This window comes from Streptomyces sp. NPDC025793 (genome assembly GCF_055558375.1).
The window spans coordinates 1-16913 of sequence record NZ_JBVHMR010000053.1; the positions used below are offsets into that span (position 1 = coordinate 1).

At 70.8% G+C, this 16913-nt stretch carries 15 protein-coding genes and 3 pseudogenes; 10 read left to right on the plus strand and 8 right to left on the minus strand.

The window, feature by feature from the left end; translation table 11 throughout:
- The first annotated feature begins 713 nt into the window (after positions 1-713).
- A complete protein-coding gene (locus tag ACZ4MF_RS43055; protein ID WP_467499076.1) occupies positions 714-992 on the plus strand; it encodes a hypothetical protein in 279 nt (92 codons plus the stop codon).
- A 57-nt stretch (positions 993-1049) separates the two neighbouring features.
- Here the strand turns inward: ACZ4MF_RS43055 and ACZ4MF_RS43060 are convergent, their stop codons facing one another.
- Complete coding sequence (locus ACZ4MF_RS43060; protein WP_467499078.1) at positions 1050-1475, minus strand: SRPBCC family protein; 426 nt, start codon at positions 1473-1475, stop codon at positions 1050-1052.
- Positions 1476-1702: 227 nt separating this feature from the next.
- Positions 1703-2041 carry a hypothetical protein gene (locus ACZ4MF_RS43065; protein WP_467499080.1) on the minus strand — a complete coding sequence of 113 codons (339 nt, stop codon included), beginning with the start codon at positions 2039-2041 and terminating at the stop codon, positions 1703-1705.
- A gap of 413 nt (positions 2042-2454) precedes the next feature.
- On the opposite strand from ACZ4MF_RS43065, the gene ACZ4MF_RS43070 reads away from it, so the two are divergent.
- The 3 genes and pseudogenes from ACZ4MF_RS43070 to ACZ4MF_RS43080 all read left to right on the plus strand — a co-directional run bounded on the left by ACZ4MF_RS43070 (position 2455) and on the right by ACZ4MF_RS43080 (position 5433).
- Entirely contained in the window at positions 2455-2865 is a 411-nt protein-coding gene (locus ACZ4MF_RS43070) for a GNAT family N-acetyltransferase (RefSeq protein ID WP_467499082.1), read from the plus strand.
- Between the two features lie 93 nt (positions 2866-2958).
- Positions 2959-3348, plus strand: a pseudogene (locus tag ACZ4MF_RS43075) (transposase family protein); the annotation flags it as partial.
- Positions 3349-4215: 867 nt separating this feature from the next.
- Positions 4216-5433, plus strand: a complete 1218-nt coding sequence (locus tag ACZ4MF_RS43080; protein WP_467499140.1) for an MFS transporter — start codon at positions 4216-4218, stop codon at positions 5431-5433.
- Positions 5434-6080: 647 nt separating this feature from the next.
- On the opposite strand, the gene ACZ4MF_RS43085 is transcribed toward ACZ4MF_RS43080, so the two are convergent.
- Together ACZ4MF_RS43085 and ACZ4MF_RS43090 are read right to left on the minus strand one after the other, a co-directional pair.
- Positions 6081-7106, minus strand: coding sequence for an alpha/beta hydrolase (locus tag ACZ4MF_RS43085; protein ID WP_467499084.1), 1026 nt, complete (start codon positions 7104-7106; stop codon positions 6081-6083).
- Between the two features lie 242 nt (positions 7107-7348).
- A complete protein-coding gene (locus ACZ4MF_RS43090; RefSeq protein ID WP_467499086.1) occupies positions 7349-7978 on the minus strand; it encodes a TetR/AcrR family transcriptional regulator in 630 nt (209 codons plus the stop codon).
- A gap of 100 nt (positions 7979-8078) precedes the next feature.
- On the opposite strand from ACZ4MF_RS43090, the gene ACZ4MF_RS43095 reads away from it, so the two are divergent.
- Positions 8079-8579, plus strand: a complete 501-nt coding sequence (locus ACZ4MF_RS43095) for a nuclear transport factor 2 family protein (protein WP_467499088.1) — start codon at positions 8079-8081, stop codon at positions 8577-8579.
- A gap of 123 nt (positions 8580-8702) precedes the next feature.
- On the opposite strand, the gene ACZ4MF_RS43100 is transcribed toward ACZ4MF_RS43095, so the two are convergent.
- Together ACZ4MF_RS43100 and ACZ4MF_RS43105 are read right to left on the minus strand one after the other, a co-directional pair.
- Complete coding sequence (locus ACZ4MF_RS43100; RefSeq protein ID WP_467499090.1) at positions 8703-9434, minus strand: SAM-dependent methyltransferase; 732 nt, start codon at positions 9432-9434, stop codon at positions 8703-8705.
- A gap of 115 nt (positions 9435-9549) precedes the next feature.
- A complete protein-coding gene (locus ACZ4MF_RS43105) occupies positions 9550-9933 on the minus strand; it encodes an MFS transporter (protein ID WP_467499092.1) in 384 nt (127 codons plus the stop codon).
- Positions 9934-9969: 36 nt separating this feature from the next.
- Here ACZ4MF_RS43105 and ACZ4MF_RS43110 point away from each other — a divergent pair.
- Positions 9970-10194, plus strand: a pseudogene (locus ACZ4MF_RS43110) (thiamine pyrophosphate-binding protein); the annotation flags it as partial.
- A 37-nt stretch (positions 10195-10231) separates the two neighbouring features.
- Here ACZ4MF_RS43110 and ACZ4MF_RS43115 read toward each other — a convergent pair.
- Positions 10232-10648: pseudogene (locus ACZ4MF_RS43115) on the minus strand (MarR family winged helix-turn-helix transcriptional regulator); the annotation flags it as partial.
- A gap of 366 nt (positions 10649-11014) precedes the next feature.
- On the opposite strand from ACZ4MF_RS43115, the gene ACZ4MF_RS43120 reads away from it, so the two are divergent.
- The 4 genes from ACZ4MF_RS43120 to ACZ4MF_RS43135 all read left to right on the plus strand — a co-directional run bounded on the left by ACZ4MF_RS43120 (position 11015) and on the right by ACZ4MF_RS43135 (position 13145).
- Positions 11015-11416, plus strand: a complete 402-nt coding sequence (locus tag ACZ4MF_RS43120; RefSeq protein WP_467499094.1) for a sortase-dependent protein — start codon at positions 11015-11017, stop codon at positions 11414-11416.
- On the plus strand, positions 11413-12033 hold the full coding sequence (locus tag ACZ4MF_RS43125) for a class F sortase (RefSeq protein WP_467499096.1): 621 nt from the start codon (positions 11413-11415) through the stop codon (positions 12031-12033). The genes ACZ4MF_RS43120 and ACZ4MF_RS43125 overlap by 4 nt, the downstream gene beginning before the upstream one ends.
- A gap of 115 nt (positions 12034-12148) precedes the next feature.
- Complete coding sequence (locus tag ACZ4MF_RS43130; protein ID WP_467499098.1) at positions 12149-12640, plus strand: RNA polymerase sigma factor; 492 nt, start codon at positions 12149-12151, stop codon at positions 12638-12640.
- On the plus strand, positions 12624-13145 hold the full coding sequence (locus ACZ4MF_RS43135; protein ID WP_467499100.1) for a hypothetical protein: 522 nt from the start codon (positions 12624-12626) through the stop codon (positions 13143-13145). The genes ACZ4MF_RS43130 and ACZ4MF_RS43135 overlap by 17 nt, the downstream gene beginning before the upstream one ends.
- A 117-nt stretch (positions 13146-13262) precedes the next feature.
- Here ACZ4MF_RS43135 and ACZ4MF_RS43140 read toward each other — a convergent pair whose 3' ends face one another.
- Positions 13263-16883: a hydantoinase B/oxoprolinase family protein gene (locus tag ACZ4MF_RS43140; protein WP_467499142.1), complete on the minus strand. Its 3621-nt coding sequence runs from the start codon at positions 16881-16883 to the stop codon at positions 13263-13265.
- Positions 16884-16913: the final 30 nt, after the last annotated feature.

Sequence of the window (16913 nt, forward strand, 5' to 3'; positions counted from 1 at the left end):
GCCCGCGAGGAGGCCCGGACCCGCCGGCACATCGCCCGCGCCGCTCTCGACGAGCTCAAACTGCTGGGCGATCCGGAACAGCTCGCCGACCTGGGTAACCAAGCGAACAAGGTCAGCCACGACACCCGGCGCAGGATCCACTTGGCGGCGCACCACGCCGACCTGGAGTTTCCTCAGGAGCCTGTAGTGGGGGTGCGGCATCGCGCGAGACGGGCTTCTGCTCGAAGAAGACGAGAACGACGCCGAGGGTGCTCGCCCGGCATCCCGGCCGACTGAGCCGTGGAGTCCCCCCGGCACACTGGTGGTCGGAGGCTTCAGCCGCCGCCCTACCCCTGTCGTCGGTGCAGCGCTGCGGATCCGACGGAGGCCCAGCCGACCTCCATGGGCGGGATCTGCTCTGACAGCGAGGGCCGTGTGGTGACCTGTCCGTGCCGGCCCGATCACAACGGGTACGTCCCGGTAGGCCCCGACCGCCGGACCGGCCGGGGCGAATCTCGTCGGCGCGTCGTCCGTATGGCCTTGAGCAGCCAATCGTCGCTGAACCCGGCGGCCGCGAGGGCCCGCAATGTGATCGTCCGCTTCCTGGGGACGGAGTTCAGGGGCTGGTTCACCGTGCCACCAGGCCGGGCGGCCGCGCACGCCGGGAGGGCCGATCACAGCCCTTCGGCCCTGGGGGTGGGCGGTTCAGCCTCGCGACGGCCTACGGTGGAGGCATGAGCGAGATCGTCGTCTACGAACTCGAAAAGCCTGCGGCACCACGCTCCTCCGCCGGACCACCGACTGGCACGGAGCGGCACGTGCGCAAGGTGCACGCGGCGCCCGTCGCCCCGGGGACGCGCACCGCCACCGGACCGAGGACCCTGTGCGGCAAGGACACCTTCGCCATGGAGGCGGCCGACTGGAACGCCTCCGAGCACCCCGGAGCACCGTGGTACCCGACGCAATACGCATCCGCGGTCTGCCCCGACTGCGATGCCGTGATCGAAACCTGACCGCGGCAAACGGCCGACCGACTGCCTGACGTCGCCGCGCTCACCGTCTTCCTGCCGCTACCTCCGTTCCACGTACTCCTTGAAGTGCTCCAGGTCGCCGCGGGCCAGCCGTTCGATCGCGTTCGTCTGGGCGAACCCCTTGGGCCCGCCGAAGGTGTCCCGGACGGTGTCGGGGTCGTACTCCACGCGTGCCTGGATCCGGGTGTGGTTCTGGTCGATCGGCTCGAGCGAGAAGGAACCCGTCAGCTCGGGGGCGCCCAGGCTCAGCCACTCCATCACGCGCTCTCCGCGGTCGGAAACCTCAGCCTCGACCTCCCGGGCCCCGCCCCTTGTCTCGACCTCCAGAAGCGCTCGGCCTCCGGCCACCGTGCGCGCGCTCCGCACTCCTTGCACGAAGCGTGGATAGTTCTCCACCTGGTGAATGTTCTCCCAGGCCGTATCGATCGGAACGTCGACATCGACGTGCAGTTCGAGGGTGCTCATGGCTCACCTCCACGTGCAGTTCATGACGCACGGCCTTCTGCTCACAGTGTGCGCCCCGCAGGAACCGGGAGGGAAAGGAGAGGAGCCGGAACGGGGTTCTCCCGCGTCCGTACTCATTGCACTGGCACTCGACATCGTTGTCTCTTACGTCTTCGAGGGGCAGGCCGACCTGATCACCACTGAACGTTCCCCCCTGAAGCAGGCCCTCGGAACGGGCCGGGTGGACATCACAGCATGACGTGCTTGACCTGCGTGTCGTCCAGCAGGCCGGTGCGGGCGATCTCACGGCCGTAGCCGGCAGCAGGTGTCGCAACGGATCCGGCCCACGTGAGGCACAGCAGTGATGCCGTTCGGAGCCGTCGAAGGTCCTGCCGCCCCTCGGTGGTAGGTGCCTCGACGGCCACCGGTACACCTGGCGTGATGGACCGGGCAACGCGGTTCGCAAGCTCGTCACACGCGACGCCGACGGCCTCGTACCCCGCGCATACGAACAGCTCGCGCTCTCGTACCGACGCGTCGGCGATGACGCCGAGGCCTGCACAGTCCGACTCGCCGAGCAGCGCCAACAGCGGATCACTCTGCCCTGGTAGGGCAAGCTGTGGGGCTGGCGCAGGGGCGGACGGTGGCGCAGCGCCCGCCACACTGTCTATGAGCGCATGGTCTCGACCATCGATCCCCGAAGCCCGGCACGTGCCGTTCGGGAAGAGGCTGCAGGCTGAGCCGGGTTGCCTCGCCGGGTTCGCAGATTGGGGAGCAGTTCGCGATCACGGGTGGGTGGCCGAGTTGTCCGGCACACCCGTGAGGTGGCTGCGTTGCGGCTCGTGATCCGGGTCGACCCGCCCGTCGGGCCGGGGAGCCTGGGCACTGATCCCGTCGAACGGGTGCTGGTTCTTGAGTATTTGGACGATCCACCGGGGGGGCTGACGGCTAGGGGGTGTCCCGATATTGGGCAGGCCGCCGCAGGAGGACAATCGCGCTCATGGCTGACGTCGTCCTCTTCGATCCCGCTCACCTCTCTGGAGTCCTCGACCTGTGTCGTAGTGAGGGATGGTCCACTTTCTCTGCCAACCCCGGGCGGGCCAAGGCCAGCCTGACGGCACCGGGCGTGGTGGCGCTCGTCGCGGTCGAAGGCACGCGAGTTGTCGGCTTTGCGCAAGCCCTGACCGATGGTGTCGCACAGGCACATCTGTCACTGCTTGCCACGGCTCACGATCGCCGTCGCGAAGGTATCGGCCGCAGTCTGGTTCAGGAGACTCTTCGCCGCTGCGGAGCCATGCGCATGGACCTGGTCACGGACACCGCAGAAGAGTTCTACGCCGCACTCCCACACCGCAGGTTTCACGGCTTTCGCATCTACGGAGACGTTCAACCGTCCGATGGGACTTCGTGAGCGGGAGGCCAGGGGAAGGCAGTGGAGAGGCTTCGGCCGGTAGATCTGCCTGATGGGATCTCATCGTCGCCATGCTGCGGGATGATCTCGATCGTGACGGGTGTGATCACGGCGTCGGAGCCGTCCTGGACAGCCCCGTTCACCGGGCTGAACCCGCGCTGCTTCGACAAGTTGGTGAGCGTGGTGCGCCGTGAAGGCGCGGACGCGGTCCGAAGAGGACGGCCGTGGAGTCTACCGTTGGAGGACCGGGTGCTGCTGGTCGCGGCCTACTGGCGTACCCACTTGACGCTGCGCCGGCTCGCCCCGCTGTTCGGCATCTCGAAGTCGGCCGCGAACAGGATCATCGCGCTCCAGCCCCACAAGCGATTCCGCAAGGACGCCGTCCTCATCGTGGACGGCACCCTGGTCCCCACCCGCGACCACATGATGGCCGAACAGTCCAAGGATTACCGATACTCCACCAACCACCAGGTCGTCATCGACGTCGCCGTCACGCCGGTCAATGCCTCGGACCGGTTCGTCGAACGGGACCGGCTCCATCAACTCGCCCCCGGACAGCGGCTGACGGCACTGCCGCCGCAGCTACAACTCAGCGGCGCACCGGTACTGCGGGTCGTCGGCCACGTGACCGCGATCGACACCACGGCCCGGCCGCGCGCCTGGGCGACGAGCCCCGAGCGATCGGCTACGACACCCTCGTGTACGCGACGCGAGGGCAGCCGGGCACGGCTTGACGATGTCCCGGGAGCAGCCGAGCACGCCCACACCGTCGCCACCCCCGAGCAGCACCGTGGTTGCGGCACGGAGTTGCCGAGATCTCGTCCGGCGCCACGGTCAGGGTCGTCGGCGCAAGGGGGGAGGGGCTGGGAACCGCCTCGGAACTGGCCGAGAGCCATCTCGCGCTGCCGGTCCGGCTGTTCACCGGTGCCGACGGCGTCGGATCCGGGCCGGCCCCGCGAGGCCAGGCCCATCTGCGGTGCACTCTCGACCGGTTGGGCGCCTGGGCGACCGGGAAGGCTCCGGTGCGCACGGGGCCGGGGCCGACAAAGACCACGGGTCAGGCCCCGGCCAGGCGATGAGACCAGATGCCGAGTCGCACGCAGTCGAGGGCGGGTGTCCTGCCACGCGTGCAGCGTGTGCGGCTGCTTCGGCGTGTGCGCAGTTGCCGCTCGGCACCCGTCCCTTCGCGGCGTGCCGACGTACCCGGTGTTCTCCCACGAGACGCTTGGACTGGTGGAGGATGGTGCGAGGCACTCGCCGCATCCAACGTCGGCCCGAGTGCGCTGGCCCGTCGGGTGGCGGTGTTCATCGGGATGTCGGAGCGGAGGCATGGTGGGCGTGAATCGGCCAATGCCCGAGTCAGGTGAAGCGGACGACCGGCAGGCGAGGATGGGGCCGTGGCGGTTCGTCGTCTGGTTCGGCACGATCAGCCTGCTCGCGGATGTCGTGTACGAGGGCGCCCGCTCGATCACCGGGCCCCTGCTGGCTTCACTGGGCGCGTCCGCCCTGGTAGTCGGCGTTGTCACCGGTGCCGGAGAAGCGGCGGCGCTGGGGCTGCGGCTGGTCTCCGGCCCGCTGGCGGACCGCACCCGCCGCTTCTGGGGCCTGGCGATCGCCGGGTACGCCCTGACGGTCGCCTCGGTCCCGCTGCTGGGCGTGGCCGGGGTGCTGTGGGCCGCGTGCGTGCTGGTCGTCGCCGAGCGCGTCGGCAAGGCGGTGCGCTCACCCGCGAAGGACACGCTGCTCTCGCACGCCACCGCCGCCACCGGACGGGGCCGCGGCTTCGCCGTGCACGAGGCGCTGGACCAGATCGGTGCCATCTCCGGCCCGCTGCTGGTGGCAGGGGTGCTCGCGCTCACCGGCACCGACTACGGCCCCGCACTCGGCGTCCTCGCCGCCCCCGGCATCGCCGTCCTGCTGCTGCTCTTCTGGCTGCGGGCCCGGGTACCGGACCCGGAGGCCTACGAACGCGAGGCGACCGCTTCGGTACCCACGGAACCCACTGCACCGGACGTGCAGGGCGGGCGGCTGCCGCGGACGTTCTGGACGTACGCCGCCTTCACGGCGGCCACCACGACCGGCTTCGCCACCTTCGGCGTGCTCTCCTACCACCTGGTTCAGCGCCACCTGCTGACCCCTGCCTGGGTGCCGGTGCTCTACGCGGCGGCGATGGCGGTGGACGCCGTCTCGGCGCTGGCCACGGGGTGGCTCTACGACCGGTACGGCCCGCGTGTGCTCATCGCCCTGCCGGTGCTGACCGCGGGTGTGGTGGCACTGGCGTTCACGAGCACGGTCGCGATCGCCGTGGCCGGTTCGCTGCTGTGGGGCGCGGCCATGGGCATCCAGGAGTCCACCCTGCGCGCCACGGTCGCCGACCTGGTGCCCAGCGGGCGGCGGGCGACCGCGTACGGCCTCTTCGCCGGGGTGGTCGGGGTGGCGAGCCTGGCCGGCGGCGCACTGATCGGCGGGTTGTACGGCTACTCGATCCCCGTCCTGATCACGGTCGTCGTCGCCATCCAGGTGCTGGCCGGGGTGTTGCTGGCCGTCACGGGGGTCGGCCGACGCTGAGACCCTGCGCGCCGACGGCCGGACCGGGGACTGCCGGGACCCTCGGCCGGCTCGCATGGGACAGACAGGGCGGCGGCTGTGGTCCATCGCGCAGGGGGCAGGCCAGTTCAGTGCATCCCGACTCGGCTTGATGTGGGGTCGCACTGCGGTGTGCGTCATGGGGAGAGAGTCCGATCGCGCCGCCCCGGTCGCTGAGGTGCGCATTGTGCTGAGGAGGGGTTGCCCTGGCTCAAGTGCGGAGCTGATCGGCTCTCTGGGAGCAGGTACGGCGGACACCGTCAGTGACGTCGACGACATCGACATCGCGTGGGTTGTGCCGGTCGCGCGGCTCCCGGACCGCCTTCGTAGGGGTGGCGCTGTCGTGGCGGCTCGATCTGGATACCCGGACCGCGTCGGTCGCGGATGACCTGCACGACGACGCGGGGAATCCGCTGGCGCTTGCCCGTGGAAGACGCGTGGTCGCGGCCGGCCGGTGCCCTGGCCGAGGCAGGCGCCCAGCTGTCGGTTGCCAGCCACGCCGCCCTGTTCCAACGAGTTTCAACACGGCCACCGGCTCTTCGGCCTGCGCCGCATCGTCGTCACCTCGCTGAACAACCGCCAGCTCGGCGTCTCGCGTTGCGGAAATGCCACAGTGCAGCACCCCGGGCTCAGGAGGACGGCGTGGGGCCCGCCATCTGCTCGCTGATCCATTGCGTGGGCCCCTCCATCTTCTTCAGGTAGGTGGCGCCGTTGTGGGTGCCGTCAGGTATTTCCCACAGTCTGGTGTGGACCGGGCCCTTTCCGTAGGTGGCCATGAAGTTCTTGATGGCGTTGATGGTCGCGGGGTTCTCCCTCGTGCCGACCTGGAACGCGACGTAGACGTCCGGTCCCTTGGCGGCCGTCAGCCGTTTGGCCAGCACCTGGGGGTTGTTCTCCCGCATCTCCTTCTCGTGGCCTCGCCACAGCGGGGAGTCAGGGACGATGTCAGGGCCGTTGGCGATGGCGGTCTTGAACTTGTCGGGGTGCTTCAGTACGGCCTTCAGGCTCGCGAAGCCACCGGTGGAGGAACCCATGTAAGTCCAGCCGGCACGATCCTTGATGGTGCGGAAGTTGGCCTTCATCAGGTCCGGGACGTCCTCTGTCAGCCATGTGCCCATCTTCGGCTGGTTGGGGATGTCACTGGCGTCCCAGTAGATGCCGTGGGTGTCCGGTCCCGGATTGAGGATCGGCATGGCCAGCAGGAAGGGCTTGCTCCTGCCCTGCTCGTACCACTTGGAGATGCTGTTCTCCAGGGAGAGCCGGTCCGGGCCGAACTCGCCCACCGACCAGTAGTTGCTGTCGTTGCCGGGGCCGCCGGGCAGGGCGATCATGACAGGGAAACCGCTCGTGGCGAACTTCGCGTCCTGGTACTCCTTGGGCGCCCAGACCCACACCTTGCCCTTGAACCCGGACTTGGGTCCGTCCAGGGTGACGACGCTGACGTGGGTGCCGTCGCTCAGGGTCTTGACGTTCCTGAACTCGGCCTTGGGGCCTGTCGGCATCAGCGTCTTGGAGTCGGCGGCCTTGGCGCTCCTCCCGTGCTTCGAGCTGCCGGCCTGGTCGTAGTTGACGGGGTCGCCCTTGTCCGTGAACGGCGGGATCTCGTAGTGGCTCATCACCTGCCAGGCGACCAGTCCGAGCGTGGCCACGGACACCGTCGCGACGATCCAACGGCGGGTACGGGACGCGCGGCGCCGGCCACGGGACCGGTGGGCTCCGGCGGGTCGGTTTCTCATCTTGCGGCTCCGGCTGGTACTGCCCCAAAGGGGGCAGGAAGGTCAGTTCCGTCCCAGCTAGATGGGCGTCCCGGGCCAGAGGTTGCTCCATCAAGCCGTCCAGCAGGTCTTTGATACGAAACTACGACAACCGGACCGAGGCGTGATCGAGACGCTCCGCCCTACTCGTGGACGGGCGTCGCCGAGTTCGCGCCGGGGCCCGGGTCCGGGGTTGAAGGGGTGGCATGCCCGGAGTCGCACAACTCGGCGACGAGGCCGCGTGCGTAGTCCTCGTTCGTTTCCGGAATCGAGAACACGACCCGGAAATAGAGGGGCGCGACCACGCGGTCCAGCACCCGCTCCAGCGGGGGTGTTCCCTCGCCCCGTCGGGCCGCGGCCTCCAGGGCGGCGTGGAACCGGGTGCTGACCCGCTCCAGGCACTCGCGCAATCCGGCTCGTCGCTCATCCACGTCCGGCGCCACTTCGGCGCGGAAGAACGCCACGCCTCCCGGGCGGGACAGGTCGGTGAGCGTCCACACGGCGGCCCGTTCGAGGTCCTTGCGGAGATCGCCGAGCAGCTCCGGCGTCCCCTCGTCCTGGTGCTGGGCGGCCACGTCCGCCAGGAGGGCGGATGTTGTCCCCCAGCGGCGGTAGACGGAGCTGGGGTTGACGCCGGCGCGGCGCGCCACCGCTGGGATGGTCACCTTCTCGGTTCCGAGTTCCTGCACCAGTTCCACCGTCGCCCGGTGCACGGCGGCGCGTACACGGGCGCTCCGGCCTCCTGGGCGGCTCTCTTTGCTTTTGACGGGCATTCCCTCATCTTAAAGCAACGGTTTGCGCTTTAGGGGTCGGCCTGCCTAGAGTTCTTAAAGCGGAGATCGCCGCTTTAACTGTCTACCTGAGGAGAGCTCAATGCCCCGGTACGAGGTTCAGCACCAGCTCGGCAGGACGTTCCACGCCTGCCTCGCCGCCCGTGACTGGGAGGGCATCCGGGCCCTGCTCACCGACGACGCCACTTGGACGCTCCCCGGCGACAACACCGTCTCCGGTACGGCGGACGGCGCCGAGGCGGTCGTGGAACGGGCGAAGAAGATCGCCTCCTACGGTCTCAACTTCGAACTGCTGCACATCCTGGTCAGTCCCGAGAACATGGCCCTGTCCCTGCACAACACCGCCCGCCGGGGCGAGGTCCGGTTGGATGAGTACCTCTCCACCGTCTGCCGCCTTCGCGATGGCAGGATCGCGAGCATCGAGACCTACCTGTCCGACGTTCCCGGCATGGACGCATTCTTCGTCTCGGGAACACCGAACGGATCAGCCGTGCCAGAGATGGCCGGAGGGGCCGCGCCCGAGAACCTTGTTGATGAAGCCTCGTCCGAGGAGGCTGCCGTCGAGGAAACCCCCCGGTGCTGAGGGTGAATCGAACAGCAAGTAGCCCTTCCCGGCGGCGGCTCCCGCCGCCGGAAGGTAGGGGACCGTCGGAGCTTCCTGTGCGTGCGGCACGAGGCATTGGACTGCCGACCTGTTGACGCTGTGTCAGGCCCTGGCTGGTGTCATGGTGCGGCGGGCGTGGAAGGGGCCCCAGCGCAGTAGCCGACGGCGGGTGATGTCTGTCCACAGGGGCAGGTTGGCCAGGAGATCGTCGAGGTAGGCGGGGCTGATGGTGCTGCGCGGCTCGGGTGTGCGGCGGCGCATCTCTTCCTCAAGGCGTGCGTAGTGGGCGGCCAGGTCCGGGGTGCGGTCTTCGAAGTCCGCTGCCAGACCGAGTCTGGACAGACTCTGTCCGTAGAACGACGGCGTTGCCAGACTCTGCACACCGAGGCGGGACTGCGCGGGCCGCAGGGCCTGGGCCGGTGTCTTCTCGTCCGCCATGATGTCCGAGAAGACGAGCACTCCGCCCGGTCTGAGCACCCGCACCGCTTCGCCCGGAGCGCCGTCCCGGTGCGCCACATGACAGAGGACTTCCAGGGGCCAGACCACGTCGAAGCGTTCTGCCTCGTAGGGCAGATGGTTGAGCGAGCCTGTGACGACCTCGATCAGGCCGTCCAGGCCGCGTGGGGCGTTGGCCGCTCGACGGCGCCGGTTGTGCTCCTCGCTGAGGTCGAGGGCCACCACCCGGCAGCCGAAGCGCTCGGCGAGCGCGCGGGCTGAGCCGCCGTACCCGGAGCCGTGATCGAGTACGGTCGCATCCGGGCCGAGCAGGTCCGAGACCTGGTCGGCGGCGTACTCCACGGTGCGGTGCGAGGCGTCGGCGATTGCTTCCTCCACGTCGGCCTACACGCCGGCTCCGCGAGCGGCACCACGTACACCGGCACCGGTCTGTCCGCGGGCACCACCTACGGCTTCACCGGCAGGGGCCCCGCATCGCAGTCAGGAACAGACCCTACGGTGCGACGTCCTCCAGGCTGCGCCCGCTCGTCTCCTCGGCCCCGGCCGCTGCCGTCAGCGAGCCGACGAGGGCGAGGGCGGCCAGCGTCACGAAGACCGTGCCGATCGCACCGCCGGCGTGGACGGCTCCCACCACGATCGGGCCGAGGACGACACCCAGGCGGTTCATGGCGCCGCCCACGCTGGTGCCCAACGCCCTGATCCGTGTGGGGAAGGGTTCGGGTGTGCAGAGGTGGAGACAGATGTTGCGGCCGAAGAGGAACACTGCCGCCAGGGACGTCCAGACCGGAACCCGCTTCCACCTCGGCCTGTCGACCGCCCTCCTCCACTCGACGGTGACGAGCTGCGCGGGCTTGCTCGGCTGCCTGATCGCCGTCACCGTCGACCGTGTCGGCCGCCGCAACACGGTGATCCCATCCTGCGCGAGGCGACCGCCGCCGCCCTCGCGGCGCCCGGCGGGCCCGCGAGCGTCGAGTGGCCGATCGACCTGCAGTACGCGGCCCAACTGGACGACGGCTCGGTGGTCCCGGCCGCCGAGCCACCCACGCCCTACGCCGCCGAACTCGCGGGCGCGCGCGAGCTGTTGGCGTCCGCACGCCGTCGGCTGATCTGGGCGGGCGGCGGCGTGAACACCGCGCGCCGGGTCGGCTCGGACCCGATCGGATTCCCCCAAGGGTGTCGGACTCCACGATCGAGCGCTCCAACTTGGAGAGCAGTCCGGCGAGTTGACGACGCTCGGCGGGCGAGAGTCCGCCGAGCACGCGGCGTTCGTTGTCCAGGTGCGCGGTGAACAGATCGTCCACCTTCTTCAGCCCGGCGTCGGTGAGCCGTGAGTACACGACCCGGCGGTCCTCGGCGTCATGCTCCCGCACGAGCAGGCCGTCCTTCTCGAGGCGGTCCAGGCGCAGGGCCACTCCCGCCGACGAGATCAGCCCCGAGGCGGTGAGCTGTCCGGCGGTGCGCCGGCACGGTGCGCCGGCCCGGCGCAGCGCGGTGAGCACGTCGAACCCGGCGGCGGACAGGCCCTGCGCATCGAGCTGAGAGGTCATCCGCGACTGGTACTGCAGATACGAGCGGTGCAGCCGGGCGAGCACCTCGAGCGGGGAGGTGTCGAGCTCGGGCCGCTCGCGTGCCCGGTCGTCGTCTTAGCGCTGCGGGAAAATGCTTCAGGCGGTGTTTCAGAAGGTGCTGGTGTGCCGATCACGGCCGCCCCGCCGCCCCGCCGCCCCGCCGCCCCGCCGCCCCGCCGCCCCGCCGCCCCGCCGCCCCGCCGCCCCGCCGCCCCGCGCCCTCATCCCGGTCTGCTTCGTCCTCGCCATGCGACGGCGCCCGATTGCGAAGGCCTGCGCGACTTTGCCAACCCTTTGCAACCTGGATTGATCCTGTCTCGTCTCTCCGCTCGATCCATCACGCAGCCCGCCCGGCCAGCCGCCGGGACGGCCGACGAAAGAGAGCGATTCATGCGCCGAACAGTCCTCAGCGCCACGGCAGCCGCGGGCGTCGCCGTGCTGGCGAGCACGGTGCCCGCGTTCGCCCACGGGGCGAGCGCGTCTGCGACGCCGCGTCCCTCCGCCACCTCCGTGCCGTCGGCCCGGCCGAGCGCGCCGGCCAGCGCGGAGCCGAGCGCGGTACCCACCCGGGAGCCGCGCCGGGCGGCCACCCCCGTGCCGACCGTCGCGCCGAGCGAGGGACGCGGCCAGGTCGGCGTCGTACCGAGTGGTGCTCCCGACACCGGCGTGGCCACCGGCTCCAGCGGCTCCGGCTCGGACGGCATGCTGATCGGCGGCGGTGCCGCCGGCGCCCTCGCGGTGGGCGGCGCGGCGGTCTTCCTCGTGCGCCGCCGACGGGCGACCGGGGCATGACTCACCTCTCCAGGCGCGCGTTCGTCACCGCGGTACTCGCCCCGCTGCTCGTGGGCTGTGCCGGCCATGGCGGCGACGGGCCGCCGGCCGCCGGCGCCGACGGCACGCACGTGTCCGCCCGGTCCTCCGCGGACCCGGCGAACGCGCCGTACCACCTGGGTCGTTCGGTCCCGACGCGACTGCGGATCCCCGAGATCGGCGTCGACACCCCGGTCATGCGACTCGGGCTGGCGCAGGATGGCAGCGTGCAGGTGCCCCCGATCACCGCGCACGACCGGGCGGGCTGGTACCAGCACTCCCCGACGCCGGGCCAGACCGGTCCGTCGGTGATCCTCGGCCATGTCACGGTCGGCGCCTACGGGGACGGCGTCTTCCGCCACCTCGACCGGCTGCGCCGGGGCGACGGGATCACGGTGCGCCTGGAGAACGGCAGATCGGCCGGGTTCACCGTCACCTCCGTACGGACCGTCGCCAAGGCCGAGTTTCCGACGAAGGCGGTCTACGGCGACGTCGACCGGCCCGAGCTACGACTCATCACGTGCGGCGGACCCCGCACCGGCAACGGCTATCTCGACAACGTGATCGTCTTCGCCACGCTGAGCACCACGAGCCACTGACGGTTGCCGCCCGCCCCGATCCCGGGCCGATGGAACGTACGCCGTCGGCCCGGGGTCTTTCCCCACGGGCGCCCCGCCCCGGGCGCGACGAGGGCCCTCACCCCTATGGAGAGCGTTGAAACGGTCCCGCGAGAAGGCGGCAGCAGAGCTGTTCGCCGCGCTCTACCCGCGCCTGGCCGGGTGGTGCCGCCGTCTGGTCGACGACGACGAGACCGCCCACGAGATCGCCTCGGAGGCGTTCACCCGCCTCTGGGCCCGCTGGACGTCCGTGTCAGAGCCCCGGGGGTTCCTCTACGTCACGGCCGCCAACATCGTCCGGGACCACTGGCGCCGCCTGGAGCGCGAGCGCAAGGCCATGCGCCGCGCCACCGTCGAGGAGTCCGTCCGCCCACCCACCGAGCAGACCGACCCCTCGGTCCGCCTGCTCGTCCAGGCACTCCCCGAACGACTGCGCATACCGACCCTTCTGTACTACTACGCTGACTTGCCGATCCGGGAGGTGGCCGTGCTGACCGGGCGCAAGGAAGGAACCGTCAAGGCCGACCTGCACGCGGCCCGCGAACTGCTCCGCGCCCACCTGAGGAGAAGCCTTGATCACATTCAATGACGACGGGCCGGACTTCGAACCCGACGACCCCCTCGCCCTCATCATGCGGCCGCCCTCCGAGCACCTCGCCCCGCCCCCCGGCCGGTACGAGGAGATCCGCCGTGGCGCCGCCCGCCGCCGCATCCTGCGCGCAGCCGTCACAACCGGCGCGACCTGCACGGTCGCCGCCCTCCTCGCCATACCCTTGCTGCGCACCGCCCACCAGGCCCCCGCCTCCCCGACGGTCCCCCTCGCTCCGCCCCCCGCCAGCAGCCCCTCGGCCCCACCGACTCCGGCCGAGTCGGGTCCCGCGAGTGTCACCCCTCGCCCCGGCGTCCGTGCCTCGGCGGGTACGACGGCCCTTCCCACCCGCCCCCCGGCCACCACCGCCCCGCCCTCAGCCGCCCCCTCGACACCCCCGACAGAACACCGGCCCTGGGCCCCCACCCCACCCTCGCGCACGGTGGAGCCGTCGGCCGACCCGGCACGCTCCGCGACCCCCTCCGCTGCCGGTAGCCGCCCATGACCCCTGGGACCTGTCCCTACTGCGGTCCCTGCGGCGGCTGAGCGCGCGGCCGTGCCCGGCGTCGACACGGTCAGGGAAGCCTCGGCATCCGCCGACAGCCGTGGTGCACCGGACACGTCACCGGGCGGGCACTCCGCCGCCCGCATGTCCGTAGCCGCCCCCTCCGGGAGTGCGGATGACCAGGACGTCGCCGTCGGTGACGTCCGCGGTGTCGCAGCCGCGCAGCCGCTCGGTGCGGCCGTCGGCGCGTTCGATCAGGTTCTCGCCGAGGGCGCCGGGTGCGCCGCCGGCCATGCCGTAGGGCGGAACGCGACGATGGCCGGAGACGACCGCGACCGCCATCGGCTCGGCGAACCGGATCCGGCGCTCCACTCCGCAGCCGCCGTGCCAGTGGCCCGCGCCGCCACTGCCCTCGCGGATGCGGAACTCCTCCACTCGCACGGGGTAGCGCCACTCCAGGATCTCGGGGTCGGTGAGGCGGGAGTTGGTCATGTGGGTCTGCACGGCGTCCGCCCCGTCGAAGCCCTCGCCCGCGCCGGAGCCGGAGGCGACGGTTTCGTAGTACTGGACGCGGTCGTTGCCGAAGGAGACGTTGTTCATCGTCCCGGAGCCCTCGGCCTGGGTGCCCAGGACGGCGTACAGGGCGCCGGTGACGGCCTGGGAGGTCTCGACGTTCCCGGCGACGGTGGCGGCCGGGAAGGCGGGGGAGAGCATGGAACCGGCGGGGATGCGCACGTCGAGGGGCTTCAGGCAGCCGCTGTTGAGCGGGATGTCGTCGGCGACCAGGGTGCGGAAGACGTACAGCACCGCCGCCATGACGACCGAGGTGGGCGCGTTCAGATTGCCGGGCTGTTGGGGTGAGGTACCGGTGAAGTCCAGGACGGCGCACCGCCGTTCACGGTCGACACGCAGGGTGACCTGGATGACGGCGCCGTTGTCGGTCTCGTAGCGGTGTTCGCCGTCGTCGAGGGTCGCGATGATGCGCCGTACGCATTCCTCGGCGTTGTCCTGGACGTGCCGCATGTAGGCGTGGACGACGTCGAGGCCGAACTGGTCGATGACACGCCGCAGTTCGTGGATGCCCTTCTCGGTGGCGGCGATCTGGGCGCGCAGGTCGGCGAGGTTGGTGTCCGGGTCGCGAGAGGGGTATCGGGCGCCGGTGAGGTGGCGACGGGTCTCGTCCTCGCGGAAGTGTCCGTCGCGGACCAACGGCCAGTTGTCGAAGAGCACGCCCTCCTCGTCGATGGTGGTGCTGAACGCGGGCATGGATCCGGGGCTGATGCCACCGATCTCGGCGTGGTGGCCGCGCGAGGCCACCAGGAAGAGGAGCGTGTCGCCGGCATCGTCGAAGACCGGGGTGACCACGGTGATGTCGGGCAGATGGGTGCCGCCGTGGTACGGGTCGTTGACGGCGTAGACGTCGCCGGGCCGCAGTGAGCCTTCGTTGCGACGCAGGATCTCCTTGATGGACTCGCCCATCGAGCCCAGATGCACCGGGATGTGCGGGGCGTTGGCGATGAGGTTGCCGTCCGGATCGAAGAGCGCGCAGGAGAAGTCGAGGCGCTCCTTGATGTTGACCGAGTGGGCGGTGCTCTCCAGCCGTACGCCCATCTGCTCGGCGACGGACATGAACAGGTTGTTGAAGACCTCCAGCAGCACCGGGTCCACGCTGGTGCCGGCCGCCGTCCGGGTCGGGCGGGGCCGGGAGCGGGTGAGGACGAGGTCGCCGTGCTCGTCGGCCGTGGCTTGCCAGCCGGGATCGACGACCGTGGTCCCGTCCGCCTCGGCGACGATCGCCGGGCCCTCGATCACGGCCCCCTCGCGGATGTCCTCGCGCCGGTACAGCCGCGTGGACTGTCGGCGGCGCTCCGTGAACATCAGTACCGTGGCGGCCGGTTGGAGTTCACCGTTCTGCGGCGGCAGCACGGGCGCGGCGGTGGTGCGGGGGCCGGAGGAGCCGGTGGCCTCGACGGCGACGGCCTCCACCACCAGGGGCTTGGCCATGGTGAAGCCGTAGCGGTCGCGGTGTTCGCGGGCGAAGTCGGCCCGCATGTCGTCCGCCGCGCCGAGCGGCACGGGCAGCGAAAAGTCGGTGCCCTCGTACCGCAGCAGGGCGCGTGCGGTTGTCCGTACGGTGTCCTCCGGCACGCCGTCCTCGTGCAGTTGGGTGCGTGCCTGCTCGGCCAGCTCGGCACGGACGGCCTCGACACGGGCCGCGGTGTCCGGCCGGTCGAGGGCGGCTTCGAGGGAGCGTTCGCGCAGGGCGACCGCGTCCGCCGTCCCGATGCCGTACGCGGAGAGCACCCCGGCGAGCGGCGGGATCAGGACGGTGTCGATGCCGAGCCGGTCGGCGACCGCGCAGCCGTGCTGGCCGCCCGCGCCGCCGAAGGCGACGAGCGCGTAGCGGGTGATGTCCCGGCCGCGCTGGACGGAGATCTTCTTCACCGCGTTCGCGATGTTGAGTACGGCGATGTCGAGGAAGCCCGCCGCGACCTCCTCCGGGGTGCGGTGCCGCCCGGTCGCGGCGGCGGTCTCCTCGGCGAGCTCGGTGAAGCGGGCCCGGACCGCGGCCGCGTCCAGCGGCTGGTCGCCGGTCTCGCCGAACACCCGTGGGAAGAAGGCGGGTTGGATCCGGCCGAGCATGACGTTGGCGTCGGTGACGGTCAGTGGCCCGCCGCGCCGGTAACAGACGGGTCCGGGGTCGGCACCGGCCGAGTCGGGGCCGACGCGGTAGCGCATGCCGTCGAAGTGCAGGACCGAGCCGCCGCCCGCGGCGACGGTGTGGATGTCGGTCATCGGCGCCCGCATCCGCACCCCGGCCACCTGGGTGCCGAGGATCCGTTCGATCTCGCCCGCGTAGTGGGACACGTCGGTCGAGGTGCCGCCCATGTCGAAACCGATGGCCCGGGTGTGCCCGGCCCGGTTCGCGGCGCGGGCCATGCCGACGACGCCGCCCGCAGGGCCGGAGAGCACGGCGTCCTTGCCGCGGAAGTGGCCCGCCTCGCGCAGACCGCCCCCGGACTGCATGAACATCAGCCGCACGCCGTTCAGTTCGGCCGCCACCTGGTCGACGTAGCGGCGCAGGATGGGCGAGAGGTAGGCGTCGACCACGGTCGTGTCGCCCCGAGGCACCAGCTTGATCAGCGGGCTCACCTCGTGCGAGCAGCTGACCTGTGAGAAGCCGATCGTGCGGGCCGCCTCGGCGACGGCGGCCTCGTGCTCCGGGTAGCGGTAGCCGTGCAGGAAGACGATCGCGGCGCACCGGAAACCGTCCGCGTACGCCGACTCCAGCGCTTCCCGCGCGGCGTCCGCGTCGAGCGGGCGGACGGGTTCACCGCGCGCACCGATCCGCTCGTCCACCTCGATCACCCGCTCGTACAGGGCCTCCGGGAGCAGGACGCGACGGTCGAAGATGCGCGGGCGGTTCTGGTAAGCGATGCGCAGGGCGTCCCGGAAGCCCCGGGTGGTGACCAGGACGGTCGGCTCGCCGTTGTGCGTCAGCAGCGCGTTGGTGGCGACGGTGGTGCCCATCTTCACGACCTCGATCCGGCCGGCCGGAATCGGCTCGTCCTCCTCCAGGCCCAGCACCAGCCGGATCCCGGCGACCGCGGCGTCCCGGTACACCTCCGGCCGCTCCGAGAGCAGCTTGCGGCTGACCACCTCGGAGTCCGGCGTCACCGCCACGACGTCGGTGAAGGTGCCGCCTCGGTCGATCCAGAACTGCCAGCGACCAGTCACAGTCATGCCTCCATTGTGGGCGTCCGGCCG